Raw genomic sequence first — 15,633 nt, forward strand, 5'->3', positions numbered from 1 at the left:
TCGGCGTCAGCTCGTGCGGCGCAGCAGTGCCACGTGCATGGCGTCGGTGCCGTGGGTGTGTGGCCACAGCTGCACGGCGGTGCCCGCGGCGGCGTGCTCGACGCCGGGGGCCACGCGCGCCAGCACCGCGGGGGTGTCCAGGCGTTCCAGGCCCACGCCGCGCTTGGCCGCGGCCTTGACGGCGTCGTCGACGACCAGGCGGGTCTCGGCCAGCACCGGCGAGCAGGTGGCGTACGCGACCACGCCGCCGGGGCGCAGCGCGTCGACCGCCGAGCCCAGCAGCGCCCGCTGCAGCGGGCCCAGGGTGCCGAGGTCGGCCGGGGTGCGCCGCCAGCGCGCCTCGGGGCGGCGGCGCAGGGCGCCCAGGCCGGTGCAGGGTGCGTCGACCAGGACGCGGTCGTAGGCGCCGGGTTCGTCGGCGCCGACCTCGCGACCGTCGCCCACGCGCACCTGCACGGGTCCCAGCGGGCCGGCGGGCACCGCCGCCAGCGCCTGGCGCACCAGCTGGGCGCGGTGGGGGGCGACCTCCACCGCGGTCAGGTGCGCCCCGCGCAGCGCGGCGGTGGCCGCCAGCAGTGCGGCCTTGCCGCCGGGGCCGGCGCACAGGTCCAGCCAGCGCTCGTCGCGGCCGTCGACCTCGGCGGCGGCCAGGACCTGGGCGACGAGCTGGCTGCCCTCGTCCTGCACGCGGGCGCGTCCCTCGCGCACGGCCGGCAGCAGGCCGGGGTCGCCGCGCTCCAGCAGGGCGGCGGTGGGCGAGAAGCGCCCGGGGCGCACCGTCAGGGCGCGGTCGTCGCTGAGCAGGTCCGCGGGGGTGGCCAGGCCGGGCAGCGCGCTCAGCGCCACCGCGGCCGGGGTGTTGTCGGCGGCCAGCAGCTCGGCGAGCTCGGCGACGTCGTGGCCGTGGGCGCGCAGCGCCTCGCGCAGGGAGCGCACCACCCACTGCGGGTGCGAGGTGCGCACCGACAGGCCCTCGTCGGTGTCGGCGGGGCCGGCGACCTGCTCCAGCCACTCGCCCAGCTCGCGGCCGACGGCGCTGCGCAGGACGGCGTTGACCAGGCCGGCCGGGCCGGCGCCCAGCTCGCCGCGCGCCAGGGCCACGGTGGTGGCCACCGCGGCGTGGTCGGGCACCCGCATGGCCAGCAGCTGGTGCGCCCCCATGCGCAGCGCGTCCAGGACGCCGGGGTCCAGGTCGCTGAAGGGGCGGTCCACGACCGTGGCCAGCAGCGCGTCGTAGGTGCCGCGCCCGCGCAGCACCCCGTAGGCCAGCTCGGTGGCGAAGGCCGCGTCGCGCCCGCCCAGGCGGCGGTGGCGCAGCAGCTGCGGCAGCACCAGGTTGGCGTAGGCGTCCTCCTCGTCCACGGCTCGCAGCACCGCGAAGGCCACGCGGCGGGCCTCGTCGACGCGGGTGTAGCGGTCGGGCTTGACGCCGCGGCGGGGCGTCTGCTCCCCACCGGGGCCGCGGGCCGGTCCGCGCGAGCCGCGCTGGGACGGTGGCTGGGACGAGCGCCGGGGCTCGCCGGGTCCGGACCTCACTGCAGCTCCTCGTCCCCGGGCCGCACGCCGCGCGCCCAGTCCACCGCGGGCATGGCCCGCTTGCCGGCCGGCTGGACCTGTCCCAGCTCGACCGCTCCCGTGCCGGTGCCCACCAGCACCCGGCGCTTGTCCACGAGCACGCGACCGGGCCCGGGCGCGTCGCCCTCCACGGGCAGCACCGGGCCCAGCTTCAGGCGCTCGCCGCGGAAGGTGGTCCACGCGCCCGGCTCGGGGGTGCAGCCGCGCACGCGGCGGTCCACGACCTCGGCCGGGGCGCTCCAGTCCACGCGGGCCTCCTCCACGGTGATCTTCGGTGCCAGGCTGACGCCGTCGGCTGGCTGGGGCACCGCGGTGGCGGTGCCCGCCTCCAGCGCGTCGAGGGTGCTCACCAACAGCTGCGCCCCGCGCACGGCCAGTCGCTGCAGCAGGTCCCCGGCGGTGTCGCGGGCGCCGACGGGCTCGGTCAGCGAGCTCAGGACGGGGCCGGTGTCCAGGCCCTCCTCCAGCTCGAAGACGCACGCGCCGGTGAGGGCGTCGCCGGCGGCGACGGCGCGCTGCACGGGGGCGGCGCCGCGCCAGGCGGGCAGCAGGGAGAAGTGCAGGTTCAGCCAGCCCTGCCGCGGCACGTCCAGCGCGGCGCGCGGCACCAGGGCGCCGTAGGCGACCACGGGGCAGGCGTCGGGGGCCAGCGCGGCCAGCTCCTCGAGGAAGTCGGGCTCGCGCGGGGTGGCCGGCTGCAGCAGGGGCAGTCCGGCCTCGCGGGCGCGCTGGGCCACCGGTGAGGCGGCGGAGCGACGGCCGCGGCCGGCGCGGGCGTCGGGGCGGGTCACGACGGCGGTGACCTCGTGGGGGGAGGCCAGCAGCGCCTCCAGGGAGGGCAGCGCCACCTCGGGGGTGCCGGCGAAGACCAGGCGCACTACCGGGCCTGCCCGAAGGTGGCGTGCGGGGAGACCTTGACCTGCGGGACGGGCTGGCCGAGCCACTCGGCCTCGCGCACGGCCTTCAGGGCCAGCTTGCGCTGTGCCTTGTCGAGGCGGTCGATGAACAGCACCCCGTCCAGGTGGTCGGTCTCGTGCTGGATGGCGCGGGCCTTGAACTCCGAGCCGGTGATCGTGACCGGTTCGCCGTGCACGTCGTACCCCTTGGCGACCACGTGCAGGGCGCGGCGGGTGTCGGCGACGATGCCGGGGAAGGACAGGCAGCCCTCGTCGCCGTCCTGGCACTCCTCGGAGAGGTCGAGCACGGGGTTGACCAGGTGCCCCAGCTCACCGTCGGCGTGGTAGGTGAACACGCGCAGGCCCACGCCCAGCTGCGGTGCGGCCAGCCCGGCGCCGGGTGCGGCGAGCATGGTGTCCTCCAGGTCCTTGACGAGCTTGCGCAGCTCCTTGTCGAAGGTCGTGACCTCCTCGGCGCGCTGACGCAGGACCGGGTCGCCGAACAGGCGGATCGGCTGGACTGCCACGGGGCTCCTCGCGGGCTGGGGTGTGCTGGGGTGTGCTGGGGTGTGCTGGGGTGTGCTGGGGTGTGCTGGGGGTTCGGGACGCCGCGGCGGACGCGGGCGACCCGGAGAGTCTAGGTGCCGTCGGCGACACCTCCGGGCGCGGCGGCGCGGGCGGTGCGGGGCGGGGGTGGGAGCCGGGCGGGGCGGCGGCATCATCGTCGGCGATGACCGCGCTGCGCACGCCCACCCCGGCCCCTCGACCGCCCGCACCCCGCGCACCGACGTCCACCGGCCGTGCGCTGGTGGTGCTCGCCGGGGCGGTCTCGGCGCTGCTGTGCGCCTCGATCGGGCTGGGGCACTTCCACCGCGGCGAGGCGACGAACTACGACCTGGGCATCTTCAGCCAGTCGGCGGCCTCGTGGGCGCAGCTGCAGCTGCCCACCTCCGGGGTGCTGGGCGGCACGCCGCTGCTGGGGGACCACTTCTCCCCCGCCACGGCCGTCTTCGGCCCGGTGTGGGCGCTCTGGCCCGACCCGCGCTCGCTGGTGCTGGCGCAGGCGCTGCTGCTGGGGCTGGGCACGGCGCTGGTGGCGCGCTGCGCGGTGCGGCACCTGCCGCTGCCGGCCGCGGCGGCCGTGGCGGCGGGGACGGCGGTGGCGCACGGGTCGCTGGCGGCGGCGCGCTTCGACGTGCACGAGGTGTGCCTGGCGGTGCCGCTGCTGGCGCTGTGCGGCACCGCGCTGCTGGAGCACCGGCACCGGGCGGCGGCGCTGTGGTCGCTGCCGCTGCTGCTGGTCAAGGAGGACATGGGCGCCACCGTGGCCGTGGTGGCGGCGCTGCTGTGGCTGCGCGGGCGGCGCCGGGCCGGTCTGGCGCTGGCGGCGGCGGCGGTGGCCGGGGTGGCGCTGGCGTTCGCGACGATGCTGCTGGTCGATCCGGCGCACGACCTGAGCCGGCTGGCGGCCTTCGGCGGCAGCGCGCGCACCGCGGCGGCGCCCGAGCCGGTGCCCACCGGTGAGGCGCTGCGGCTGCGGGCGGCGCTGGTGCTCGCCACCGCGGCCGGCGGCGGGCTGCTGTGGATCGCCTCGCCGGTGGCGCTGCTGGCGGTGCCGACGCTGGCGTGGCGGCTGGCGTCCGTCACGCCGTCGTACTGGTCGCCGGGGCTGCACTACGGGGCGGTGCTGGTGCCGGTGGCGGCGGTGGCGCTGGTGGACGTGCTGCGCCGGGTGCGCGCTCGCCGGCCGCGGGCGGTGGCGCCGCTGGCGGTCCTGGCGGCCCTGGCCGGCGCGGTGACCACGGCGTGGGTGCTACCGGTGGGGTCGCTGTCGATGCCGTGGCAGACGGCCACCTGGCGGCCCGGGCCGCACGTGCAGCAGGTGCGGGCGGCGACCGCGGAACTGCCGGACGGTTCGCGGCTGGCGGCGGACAACACCTCCGGCCCGTACCTGCTGGGGGACGCCGGCGGCGGGCACCACGTGGTGGGCTGGTCCGTGGACACCCCGCTGGAGCGGCTGCCGGGCGTGGTGGTGCTGGACGCCTCCCGCGCCTCGACGGGCGTCTCGCGCGCGGGGAAGCTGGCGTGGCTGGAGGAGGTCGCCGCGCTGCCGGGGGTGCGGGTGCAGCGCACCGGCGACACGGCCGTGGTCCACCTGCCGGGACGGGGCTGAGGCCCGTGCCCGGCGCCGGCCGTCGTCGCGGGCGGCGCCGGGCACGCAGCGGCGCCGGGGGCGGTGCGCTCAGCCCAGCGCGGTGAGCGCGGAGGTGGCGGTGTACCGCAGGACCCGCTCCGCGTGCTCACCGACCCGGCTGCTGCCCGGGCGCTGCTCGAGCCGGTCGAGGAAGCGGTGCAGCTCACGCCCGGCCTGCTCCGCGCGGCCGCGCTCGAGGTGCCGCTGCGCGTTGCGCGCGTGCGCCCGCAGGACCTTCGCCACCGGTCCGGTGACCTCGCCGGCGGCGGACAGCTCCGCCAGGCGGGCACCGAGCACCTCGGGGGTGGGTGCCAGCACGTCCGGGGCGGGGACCTGCGTGAAGTCGGTGTCGGAGGCGAGGTAGAAGCCGGGGTGCGTCGGCTGGTTGTAGCCGGTCTGCTGCCGGGCGACCTCGTCGCGGTACTGCGGGTCGTGCAGCAGGGTTCGCACCGCGCGGTCGGTCACCTCGGTGCTGAGGAAGATGCGCAGCGCCGTGCTGTCGGTGGTGCGCAGCACCAGTTCCTCGCGCCAGTCGCCGAGGACGTCGGCGACCAGGGCCGGGTTGCCCTTGGTGCCGTTGTTCGTGCGGGTGCCGGTCGCGGTGAGCAGGACGCCGCGGTCACGGTCGACCACGACGGGGGTGGCGTCGCCGGATCCCTCGACGATCTGGGTGGTGCCGTCGGCGGCCCAGCGGATCGACTGGTTGGTGCCGGGCGTGGTGGGGGCCAGCTGCTCGCCCCGGGCGCTGAGCAGGCCGGAGCCGTCCGTGCCGTTCGGCATCGACGCCCAGACCTCGATGCCGCGGGTGCCGGGGTCGACGTCGCCGATCATGCCGCGGCCGGTGTCGCGGCCGGAGTAGGTGCCGAAGATCGTCTCGCCGGTGGCGGCGTCGCGCAGCGCGTTGCCGTACGGGGCCCAGGTGCCGCCCTCGTGCACGGTGAAGATCTCCAGGCCCGGGCGGTCGGGGTCGATGTCGGTGACGTGCATGGCGTCGCCGTGGCCCAGCCGGGCGCTCGCGCCGGGGTCCGCCGAGCCCTCGGGCATCGTGTCGAACGAGGAGTACAGCAGGGAGCCGTCGTCGTCGATGGTGGCGGAGCCGTAGACGATCTCGTGCCTGCCGTCGCCGTCGACGTCGGCGGCGCTCAGGGAGTGGAACCCCTGCGTGGTGAGGGTCCCGTACACCGGGTCGGTGCCGTCGCGCCCGTGGGGGCTGTCGTCGAACGGGTTGGTCATGGGGGTGAAACCGCTGTCGACGGACCAGCGCCGCGTCAGCCGTTCACCGTCCCAGTCGTAGGCGACCAGGGCCGTGCGCGTGTAGTAGCCGCGGGCGAAGACCGCCGAGGGGTGCTCGCCGTCGAGGTGGGCGACGCCGGCGAGGAACCGGTCGACGCGGTTGCCCGGCTCGATGCGGGACATGGCGTAGTCGCCCCACATCAGGCCGTCGTCGGTGCGGCCGGGTTCGTACGCGACGGTCTGCAGCTCCTCGCCGGTGCCGGCGTCGAAGACGGTGAGGTACTCGGGCCCGGTCAGGACGAAACCCTCGAACCGCCGCAACGCGTTGCGGGAGGAGCGGGCGGATGCGTAGACGTCGATGAAGTGGTCCGCCAGGGCCGCGGCGTCCTCCTGCGAAAGGGGGTACGAGTACCTCGGTTCCAGACCCAGAGCCTCCTCGACCGTGGCCGGCCAGCGACCGGCGACGACCTCGGGGTGGGCGTGCCAGCCGCGCAGCACCCCGATGAAGTGCTCGCGGTACTGCGCGGCGCTGAGCCGGTAGTCGTCGGCGTGGGTCACACCCGCCGCCACGTCCTCGGGCAGCAACGTGATCGGCCGGGTGCCGGCCGCCTTCCCGTCGACGTAGCGGGTGCTGGAGGTGCCCGGGGCGGTCTTGAGCATCAGCTCGGCGCGGCCGTCGCCGTCGAAGTCCTGCACCAGGAACTGGGTGTAGTGGGCGCCGGCGCGGATGTTCACGCCGAGGTCGACACGGGCCAGGAGGGTGCCGTCCAGCTCGTACGTGTCGAGGTAGGCGTTGCCGGTGTAGCCGGCCTGGGAGACGTCCTTGGAGTTCGAGGGGTCCCACTTCACGACGAGCTCGAGCTGCCCGTCGCCGTCGACGTCCGCGGCGCTGACGTCGTTGGCGGAGTAGGTGTACTGCTCCCCCGCCGGGGTGGTGCCGCCGGCCGGTCTGCGCAGCGCCACGTCCAGGGACGCCCCGCCCCACGGGGTCGCCTCCCCCACCGAGCCGGCCTCGCGGCCGTCGACGACGGGCACCACGCGGTAGCGCGAGCCCGCGCCGCCGGCGGTGTCCAGCCAGTTCGTGCTGCCGGTGACGGTCGTCACGAGCGCGCCGTCGCGGTAGACGCGGAAGCCCGGGCCGGCCTCGCCGCTCACCGTGGCGCCGGTGACCTCGTGCCCCAGCAGCCGCCACGACAGGAACACGCCGCGATCGGTGGCCGCCGCGACCAGGCCGCGGTCGAGCCACTCGAGCTGGACACCGGCGCGGGCACCCGTCTCGTCGGGTGCGGGGTTCGCGCCGGCGGTGCCGGTGGCGGAACCCACCAGCAGGGCGGCGCCGACGCCGCACAGGAGCGCGCGGCCGGTGGTCGCACGTGGGAGAAGCCTCATCGCCCGTCCTTCGTCCGTGGGTGGGCCCGGTCCACGCGACGCCGTCGTCGCGAAACGATTCAGCGGCGTACGGCCCTCCCGCTGCGATCGACCGTACGAGGACGCGCGGCGCCCTGGCAAGCGCTTGCCCGGACGGTTCGCGCTCCTCGGGCGGTGAGCGGACCCGCCGCCCGGCCGGGTCCGGCTCCCCGCGCGCGGGCCGGGGCGGGTGGGCACCATGGGCCGGTGCTGCAGTCCGTGGAGATCGTCGCCGGTGCCGCGATCGTCGTCCTCGTCTTCGTCGACGCCCTGCTGACCACGCTGTCCGTGAGCACGGGGGCCGGGCCGGTGACGGGCCGGGTGACAGGGGTGCTGTGGTGCCTCCTGCTGTGGCGCCACCCCCGGGACGAGGAGGGCACGGCACTGAGGCTGGCCGGGGCGCTGCTGCTGACGACGACGGCGTTGGTGTGGGTGCTGCTGCTGTGGGCGGGGTGGTCGCTGCTGTTCCTCGGCAGCGGCGCGGTGGTGAACTCCACGACCGGCCGGGCGGCGGGGGTGCTCGACACGGTCTACTTCGCCGGGTTCTCCACCGCCACCCTGGGCGTGGGTGACTACGCCGCCGACCAGGCGGGCTGGCGGCTGATGGCCACGATCGCGGGGTTCAGCGGATTCCTGCTGATCACCCTGGCCATCACGTACCTGCTCTCGGTGGTGCAGGCCGTCGTCGCCGCCCGGGCCCTGGCGGTGCACGTCTTCGCCCTGGGGGCGCACCCCGTGCAGGTGGTGGCGCGCGGATGGACCGGTGGGGGGTTCAGCTCCGCCTTCGTCCAGCACCTCGTCAGCCTCAGCAGCGAGGTGGCCCGGGTGGGCGAGCAGCACCTGGCCTACCCGGTGCTGCACTACTTCCACACCGGCAACGCCAGGACGTCGGCATCACGGGCCATCGCGACGCTGGACGAGGCGATGCTGATCCTCGACGCCGGCGTCGCCGCGGGTGCGCGCCCGGACGACAGCGCCGTGGCACCGGTGCGCGAGGCGATCAGCCGCTACGTGGAGACCGCCTCCTCCACCTCGGCGACGGCACCGGCCCCGGACGCGCCGGCCGTCCCCTCGCTGCACGAGCTGGTGCGGGCCGGGGTCCCTCTCGTCGACGGCAGCACGTTCGCGCGGCAGGCCGGTTCGCAGGCCGATCGCCGGGCCGGGTTGCGCCGGCTGGTGAACAACACCGGCTGGAGCTGGCCGCAGGCGGGGTGAGTGCCGCTGGGGCCGGGCCGGTGACCTCGCGCGGTGCGGGCGCCCCCGCCGGTGACGGGGCCGGCGAGGACGCCCGAGCGGGTGGCGCCCCGGGAGGGGCGCACGGGCTCAGGCAGGGGGCAGCAGCCGGTAGCCGGCCTCGCCGACGGCGGCGGTCACCACGGCCCGGTCGAGGACGCGGCCGGCGGTCACGGTCACCGTCGAGGTGCCACCGGGCACGAGGTCGACCTGCACGTCGTGGACGTCGGCCAGGCCGGTGAGCTCGTCGCGCACGGCGCCGACGCAGTGCCCGCAGGTCATGCCGGTGACGGCGTAGGTGCTGCTGACGGCGCCACCGGCGGTCGCGGCCGCTGCCGGGGCGGGGGCAGCGGCGGTGGCCGGGCCGCAGCAGGCGCAACCGGAGGAGGCCGGTGCGGCGCCCCGGCCGGTGGTCAGCTCGATGCTCTGGATCACGGTTCTTCCCCTGCGGCGTCTCGGGCGCCGCGCACCTGCTCGTGCGCGTTCGCGGGGGCCCGTCCAGGTACCCCCTGGGGGTACGAAGCGCCGGGTGGGACGCCGTCGTTCCCGCAGCGCGCACGGGGTTGGCGCACGGGGTTGACGCACGAGGTGGTGGAGGCGAGGCCGGGTCGACGGGAGGGGCTCGCCGAGGTCGCTCCGCGCGTGGACGGACCGGGATCCGGCCGGCTCAGGCGGTGAAGGTCCAGTGCCACGGCTCGCGGGGCACGTTCTCGCTGAAGCCGTGCTCCTCGGCGTGGGTGCGCATCCAGTTCAGGGCCTCGGTGTCCAGGTCCAGGTCCAGGCTCAGGCCCCAGCCGTGCTCGCTGGTGCCGGGCCTGGCCGCCAGGCCGCCCTGGGAGTACAGGCCCTTGCGCTGGGCCAGCTCGACCTGCTGCTCGTAGGAGCGGTAGGAGTCCGTGGCCTTGATCGTGACGCCGTCGCGGGCCGCGGCCGCGCGCAGCTGCTGATACGCCTGGGCCGCCGGGGCCCACAGCTTGTGCGAACCCTGCCCGATGCTGCTCAACGCGGCGGCGGGGACCTTCCCGTTGCCGTACTTGACCAGCTCCAGCGGCACCCCGTCGGCGTTGCGCAGGCCGGCCGTCGACGGGGCGCCCGCACCCGCCGAGGCCGTGCCCGGCGCGGGGCCGGCGCCGGTGAGCAGGCCACCGGTCGTGGACCGCGCGGCGATGCTCTGCGACAGCGTCGAGGCGAACGCCGACCCCGTGGCGCCACCGGTGCCGGTCCCGGGCGCGGTGCTGGAGAATGTCGTGGTCGCGGGCGCCGGGGGCTGCAGGGAGCCGATGAGCGCCTGGATCTCCGCGATGCGGGACGTGACGCCGCTGATGCCGTCCACCACCCACCACCTCCCGTGCCGCCGGCGGCCCGGTCGGCCGCCCCCTGAACAGCTCGACCGGGCAGGACGCCGCCTTGAGCCCACCGGTGTCGGTGGCGGCGCAGCGGCTGCGGACGCACCGCGCGGTGCCGACCGGGTTCCAGCCCGGCCCGGGCGCGCCTCAGCCGATCTGCTGGGGATCCACCCGCACCCGCACGACCGGCAGCTTGCGGGCGCTGCGCCCCGCGGTGACGGACTTCAAGGCGCGCGCCAGGTCGGCCGAGGCGGCGCGGGGCACCCGCACCACGGTGCGCACCGCCGGCGCGGTGCCCGGCCGCTCCGGCAGCGGGATGGGCCCCAGCACGCGAGCGCCGGCCGGGTCCGCCAGCGCGGCCACGGTGGCACCCACGGCGTCGGCGACGTCGGCGGCGGTGCCGATGAGGCCGGCGAAACGGGCTGCCGGCGGCAGGTCCAGCTCGGCGCGCTGGGCCAGTTCGCGCTCGGCGAAGCCCGCCGGGTCCCAGCGCACCAGGGCCTGCACGGCGGCGGCCTGCGGGTCGGCGACCACGACCACGACACCGCCTGCGCCGGCGCCGCGCACCAGCGCCGCAGCGCCGGCCCAGCGGCGCAGCGCCTCCTCCTGGGCACGCAGGTCGGGGCGGTTCAGCAGCGCCCAGCCGTCCAGCAGCAGCGCGGCCGCGTAGCCGCCGGGGGCGACGGGCTCGGCGCCCGGGGTGGCGATGACCAGGGACGACTCGGCGGGCACCTCGTCGAGCACGCGCGAGCCGCCGGAGGTGCGCACGTCCACGCCGGGGAAGGCGCGCCCGAGCTCCTCGGCGGTGCGGCGGGCGCCGGTGACCACCGCGCGCAGGCGCCCGTCGCCGCAGGCGGGGCAGGTCCAGTCGGTGGCCGGGCGCCCGCACCAGCGGCAGGACGCGGGCTGGTCGTCGGCGGTGATGGCCAGCGGCCCGTGGCAGGCGGTGCACCGGGCCGGTTCGCGGCAGGTCCGGCAGGCCAGGGTGGGCACGTACCCCGTGCGCGGGACCTGCACCAGGACCGGGCCGCGGCGCACCGCCTCGCGCAGGACCCGCCAGCCGTCGCTGGGCAGGCGGGCGGCAGCGGCCAGCGGGTCCTGCGCGTCGGGGCCGCTGGTGCCGGCCACCGCGATGCGCGGCGCGCTGGCGCGCACGCCCTCGCGCGGAGCGGTGACCGCGCGGGCCCAGCCGCTCTCCAGCAGCACTTGCGTCTCGGCGGTGCGGGTGCGCCCGGCGAACAGGGCCGCGCAGCCGCCGGCGCCGGCGCGCGCGACGGCGACCTCGCGCACGTGCGGGTAGGGGGCGCGCTGCTCGGCGTGGGAGTCGTCGCCGTCCTCCAGCACGGCGAGCAGGCCCAGGTTCGGCAGAGGGGCGAAGACGGCGGCGCGGGTGCCGGCCACCACGCGGGCGCGCCCGGTCAGGGCCTGCAGGAAGGCGCCGTAGCGGGCGGCGGGCCCGGCCTCGGCCTCCAGCAGGACGTGCGCGCCGACGGGCAGGCGCCGGGTCAGGGCGGCGTCCAGCCGCACCAGGTCGCGGTGGTCGGGCACCACCAGCAGTGCGGTGCGCCCGGAGGCCAGGGTGGCGCGGGCGGCCACGGCCAGCGCCTCGAAGGCGTCGGTGCCCGGCGCCAGGGTGGCCACCGCGCGCGGGTCGCCGCCGCCGGCGACGTGGGCCAGGAACGCGCGCCCGGCGGTGTGCCGTTCCCAGCCGGCCAGGTCCTCGCCGGCCGTCACCGGGTCGGGCACCGGCTCGTGGTGCACCGGCTCGGCGCGCAGCAGCGCCTCCTCGGCGCCGGCGTGCCGGCCGGGCACCGCCAGGCGCACGACGTCGGCCAGGGTGCCTGCGTAGTGGTCGGCGACCTGCTCGCACAGGGTGAGGACCTGGGGGCTGAGCACGGGCAGGCCGGAGACCACGCGCCGCAGCCGCGCCAGCTTGCCGGGGTGCTCGCTGGCGGCCGAGCGCGACAGTACCCAGCCCTCCGCGTCGCTGCCGGCGAAGGGCACCCGGACCAGCCGGCCCGGTTCGGCGGTGTGCTCCATCGAGGCGGGCACGAGGTAGTCGAAGGGGCGGTCCAGGTGCGGCAGGGGCACCTGGACCAGCACCCGCGCCACCGGGTCCGTGCCTGCGACGCCCTCGAGTTGCGCGGCGCGGCGCGGCGCGCGCTTGCGGGGGCGCTCGACCGGGGCCTGCGGGGTCTCCTCCGCGGTCCCCGGATCGGCCGGAGCGGGGCTCGCCGCCCCGGCCACGGCACCGGCGGCCTCGGCGCCGTCCCCGCTCAGCTGCCCGCTCAGCTGCCCGCGGCGGCGCGCAGCGCGTCGACGCGATCGGTGCGCTCCCAGGTGAACCCCGCGAGCTCGCGGCCGAAGTGGCCGTACGCCGCGGTCGGGGAGTAGACGGGCTGCAGCAGGTCCAGGTCGCGCACGATGGCGGCCGGGCGCAGGTCGAACACCTCGCGGATGGCTGCCTGGATGCGGCCCAGGCCCACCTGCTCGGTGCCGAAGGTCTCCACGTACAGGCCCACCGGGTGCGCCTTGCCGATGGCGTAGGCGACCTGCACCTCGCAGCGACGCGCCAGCCCGGCGGCCACGACGTTCTTGGCGACCCAGCGCATGGCGTAGGCGGCGGAGCGGTCCACCTTGGAGGGGTCCTTGCCGCTGAAGGCGCCGCCGCCGTGGCGGGCCATGCCGCCGTAGGTGTCCACGATGATCTTGCGCCCGGTCAGGCCGGCGTCGCCCATGGGGCCGCCGATCTCGAAGCGGCCGGTGGGGTTGACCAGCAGCCGGATGTCGGAGGTGTCCAGCTCGAGACCCTCCAGCACCGGCTCGATGACGTGCCGGCGCACGTCCGGGGTGAGGGTCTTGACCAGGTCCACACCCGGCTCGTGCTGGGTGGACAGCACCACGGTGTCCAGCGTGACGGGCCGGTCGCCGTCGTAGCCGATGGTCACCTGGGTCTTGCCGTCGGGGCGCAGGTAGGGCACCTCGCCCTTCTTGCGGACCTCGGACAGGCGCTGGGCGAGCCGGTGCGCCAGGTGGATCGGCAGCGGCATCAGCTCGGGGGTGTCGTCGCAGGCGTAGCCGAACATCAGGCCCTGGTCGCCGGCGCCCTGCAGGTCGAGCGGGTCGGCGCCGGCGGCGTCGCCGTAGCCGTCCTGGCGGTTCTCCCACGCCTCGTCCACGCCCTGGGCGATGTCCGGGGACTGCGAGCCGATGGAGACCTCCACCCCGCAGGTGCGCCCGTCGAAGCCCTTGGCCGAGGAGTCGTAGCCGATGCCCAGCAGTGTCTGGCGCACGATGGTGGGGATGTCGGCGTAGGCCGAGGTGGTGACCTCCCCCGCCACGTGCACCAGGCCGGTGGTGACCATCGTCTCCACCGCGACCCGGCTGCGCGGGTCCTGCGCCAGCAGGGCGTCGAGGACGCCGTCGGAGATCTGGTCGCAGATCTTGTCGGGGTGTCCCTCGGTGACCGACTCGGAGGTGAACAGGCGCAGCGGGGTGGTCACGGGGCTCCAGTCTCGGGGATCTCGGGGACCTGGGAGGTGGTCGCGGGGGTGATCACGGGCGTGGTCGCGGTCAGCATAGGCACCACCGCGTCCCACACGGCGTCGGCGACGACGTCCTTGCTGGTCTCGGCCACGGTGCGCTCCGAGCCGTCGGCGCCCAGCAGCACGACGGCGTTGGTGGGTGCGGCGAACCCCTTGGTCTCGCCGACCTCGTTGAGCACCAGCAGGTCGCAGCCCTTGCGGGCCAGCTTGGCGCGGCCGTGCTCCAGGACGGTGCCGGACTCGTCGCCGGTCTCGGCGGCGAAACCCACCAGGACGCACCGGTGCGACCCCGCCGGTGCCGCGACGCGCTCGGCGACCAGCCCGGCCAGGACGTCGGGGTTGCGCTCGAGGACCACGACGGGGTCGCGCGCGGGGTCCTCGCTCTTCTTGATCTTGGTGCCGGCGCGGGTGGCGGGCCGGAAGTCGGCCACCGCGGCGGCCATGACGACCGCGTCGGCACCGGCGGCGGCCGCGTGGACGGCCTGCTGCAGCTCGACGGCGGTGCCCACCGGGACCACGTGCACGCCTGCCGGGGCGGGCACCTCCAGGTGCGCGGCCACCAGGGTCACGCGCGCACCGCGGGCAGCGGCAGCTGCGGCCAGCGCCACGCCCTGGCGCCCGGAGGAGCGGTTGCCCAGGAAGCGCACGGGGTCCAGCGGCTCACGGGTGCCACCGGCGGAGACGACCACGCGCCGACCGGCCAGGTCGCCCCGGCGAGCGCCGGAACCCAGCAGGCGGCGGCAGGCGGCGGCGATCTCGGGCGGCTCGGGCAGGCGGCCGGGGCCGGTGTCGGCGCCGGTCAGGCGACCGGAGGCCGGCTCCAGGACGGTGACGCCGCGTGAGCGCAGCAGCGCGACGTTGTCCTGCACCGCGGGGTGCTGCCACATCTCGGTGTGCATCGCCGGCGCCAGCAGCACCGGGCAGGTGGCGGTCAGCAGCACGTTGGTCAGCAGGTCGTCGGCCAGTCCGTGCGCAGCGCGCGCCAGCAGGTCGGCGGTGGCGGGGGCCACGACGACGAGGTCGGCGTGCCGGCCCAGGCGCACGTGCGGGACCTCCGCGGCGCCGGTCCACACGTCGGTGGCGACCGGGTGCCCGGACAGCGCCTCCCAGGTGGCGCGGCCCACGAACCGCTCGGCGGCGGCGGTGGGCACGACGGTGACGTCGTGGCCGGACTCGGTGAGCTCGCGCAGCAGCATCGCGGCCTTGTAGGCCGCGATGCCACCGGCGACCCCCAGCACGACCCGGGGGCCGCGGGCGGGGCTCACTGCTCGGTGGGCTCCGAGGTCAGCAGGCCCTCGTTGATCTCGCGCATGGCCACCGACAGGGCCTTCTCCTGCACGTGGGTCTCCACCAGCGGGCCGACGTACTCCAGCAGGCCCTCGCCGAGCTGGGAGTAGTACGCGTTGATCTGCCGGGCGCGCTTGGCGGCGTAGATGACCAGCGCGTACTTGGAGTCGGCGGCCGTCAGCAGGTCGTCGATGGGCGGGTTGGTGATGCCCTCGGGCGACGCGACGGTTCCAGCCACGGTGACTCTCCTCGGTTCGGGGGACGTGCCCGTCGGGCGACGGGCAGACCGACCCATCCTACGAGCTCCGCAGCCCCATCCACTGCACGAGCTCGTCGGTGGCGCGCTGCACGTCGTCGTTGTAGATCGTCACGTCGAACTCCGGCTCGGCGGCCAGCTCCACGCGCGCGGTGGCCAGGCGTCGCTCGCGCTCCTCGGCGCTCTCGGTGCCGCGTCCCACCAGGCGGCGCACCAGCTCCTCCCAGCTGGGCGGGGCCAGGAAGACGAAGCGAGCCTCGGGCATCGCCTCGCGCACCTGCCGGGCACCGGCCAGGTCGATCTCCAGCAGTGCCGGGCGCCCTGCGGCCAGGACCTGCTGCACGGGCCCGCGCGGGGTGCCGTAGCGGTGCCGGCCGTGCACGCGGGCCCACTCCAGCAGCTCGCCGCGCTCGACGTAGCCGTCGAAGGTCTGCTCGGAGACGAAGTGGTAGTGCACCCCGTCGACCTCGCCGGGTCGCTGGGGACGGGTGGTGGCCGACACGGAGATCCACACGTCGGGGTAGCGCCGGCGCAGGTCGGCCGAGACGGTGCCCTTGCCCACGGCGGTGGGACCGGCCAGCACGGTCAGGCGCGCCGGTCCCTGCGCCGGGGCGTGCTGCTCGGCGCGGGGGGCGTGCCGGGGGTCCTGCCGGGGGTCCTG

Annotated in this window: 13 protein-coding genes; 2 read left to right on the plus strand and 11 right to left on the minus strand. The window is 76.7% G+C overall.

The window, feature by feature from the left end; genetic code table 11:
- Positions 1–6: 6 nt before the first annotated feature.
- The 3 genes from ACRYR8_RS06050 to def are packed head-to-tail and all read right to left on the minus strand — an operon-like array spanning position 7 to position 2,998.
- On the minus strand, positions 7–1,536 hold the full coding sequence (locus tag ACRYR8_RS06050; protein WP_432483210.1) for an RsmB/NOP family class I SAM-dependent RNA methyltransferase: 1,530 nt from the start codon (positions 1,534–1,536) through the stop codon (positions 7–9).
- On the minus strand, positions 1,533–2,453 hold the full coding sequence (fmt, locus tag ACRYR8_RS06055; protein WP_432483212.1) for a methionyl-tRNA formyltransferase: 921 nt from the start codon (positions 2,451–2,453) through the stop codon (positions 1,533–1,535). Before fmt ends, ACRYR8_RS06050 begins: the two co-directional genes overlap by 4 nt.
- The gene (def, locus tag ACRYR8_RS06060) at positions 2,453–2,998 is read right to left on the minus strand and encodes a peptide deformylase (RefSeq protein WP_432483213.1); all 546 of its coding nucleotides are present in this window, start codon (positions 2,996–2,998) and stop codon (positions 2,453–2,455) included. Before def ends, fmt begins: the two co-directional genes overlap by 1 nt.
- A gap of 203 nt (positions 2,999–3,201) precedes the next feature.
- On the opposite strand from def, the gene ACRYR8_RS06065 reads away from it, so the two are divergent.
- The gene (locus tag ACRYR8_RS06065) at positions 3,202–4,644 is read left to right on the plus strand and encodes a DUF2079 domain-containing protein (RefSeq protein WP_432483214.1); all 1,443 of its coding nucleotides are present in this window, start codon (positions 3,202–3,204) and stop codon (positions 4,642–4,644) included.
- A gap of 69 nt (positions 4,645–4,713) precedes the next feature.
- On the opposite strand, the gene ACRYR8_RS06070 is transcribed toward ACRYR8_RS06065, so the two are convergent.
- Positions 4,714–7,287 carry a rhamnogalacturonan lyase gene (locus tag ACRYR8_RS06070; protein WP_432483215.1) on the minus strand — a complete coding sequence of 858 codons (2,574 nt, stop codon included), beginning with the start codon at positions 7,285–7,287 and terminating at the stop codon, positions 4,714–4,716.
- Between the two features lie 225 nt (positions 7,288–7,512).
- Between ACRYR8_RS06070 and ACRYR8_RS06075 the strand changes: the two genes are divergently transcribed.
- Positions 7,513–8,520: an ion channel gene (locus tag ACRYR8_RS06075; RefSeq protein WP_432483216.1), complete on the plus strand. Its 1,008-nt coding sequence runs from the start codon at positions 7,513–7,515 to the stop codon at positions 8,518–8,520.
- Between the two features lie 108 nt (positions 8,521–8,628).
- Here the strand turns inward: ACRYR8_RS06075 and ACRYR8_RS06080 are convergent, their stop codons facing one another.
- From ACRYR8_RS06080 to gmk, 7 genes are all read right to left on the minus strand, one after another.
- Complete coding sequence (locus ACRYR8_RS06080; protein WP_432483217.1) at positions 8,629–8,973, minus strand: heavy-metal-associated domain-containing protein; 345 nt, start codon at positions 8,971–8,973, stop codon at positions 8,629–8,631.
- A gap of 232 nt (positions 8,974–9,205) precedes the next feature.
- Positions 9,206–9,871 (minus strand): M15 family metallopeptidase, encoded by a 666-nt coding sequence (locus ACRYR8_RS06085; protein ID WP_432483218.1) that lies wholly within the window; start codon positions 9,869–9,871, stop codon positions 9,206–9,208.
- A 160-nt stretch (positions 9,872–10,031) separates the two neighbouring features.
- Positions 10,032–12,164, minus strand: coding sequence for a primosomal protein N' (locus ACRYR8_RS06090; RefSeq protein ID WP_432483249.1), 2,133 nt, complete (start codon positions 12,162–12,164; stop codon positions 10,032–10,034).
- Between the two features lie 8 nt (positions 12,165–12,172).
- Positions 12,173–13,387, minus strand: coding sequence for a methionine adenosyltransferase (metK, locus tag ACRYR8_RS06095; protein ID WP_432483219.1), 1,215 nt, complete (start codon positions 13,385–13,387; stop codon positions 12,173–12,175).
- Positions 13,384–14,694 carry a bifunctional phosphopantothenoylcysteine decarboxylase/phosphopantothenate--cysteine ligase CoaBC gene (gene coaBC, locus ACRYR8_RS06100; protein WP_432483220.1) on the minus strand — a complete coding sequence of 437 codons (1,311 nt, stop codon included), beginning with the start codon at positions 14,692–14,694 and terminating at the stop codon, positions 13,384–13,386. Before coaBC ends, metK begins: the two co-directional genes overlap by 4 nt.
- A complete protein-coding gene (rpoZ, locus tag ACRYR8_RS06105) occupies positions 14,691–14,954 on the minus strand; it encodes a DNA-directed RNA polymerase subunit omega (protein WP_432483221.1) in 264 nt (87 codons plus the stop codon). The genes coaBC and rpoZ overlap by 4 nt, the downstream gene beginning before the upstream one ends.
- A 58-nt stretch (positions 14,955–15,012) precedes the next feature.
- Positions 15,013–15,561, minus strand: coding sequence for a guanylate kinase (gmk, locus tag ACRYR8_RS06110; RefSeq protein WP_432483250.1), 549 nt, complete (start codon positions 15,559–15,561; stop codon positions 15,013–15,015).
- Between the last annotated feature and the right edge of the window lie 72 nt (positions 15,562–15,633).

The sequence above is a fragment of the Kineococcus esterisolvens genome (assembly GCF_050871405.1).
Classification (GTDB): domain Bacteria; phylum Actinomycetota; class Actinomycetes; order Actinomycetales; family Kineococcaceae; genus Kineococcus.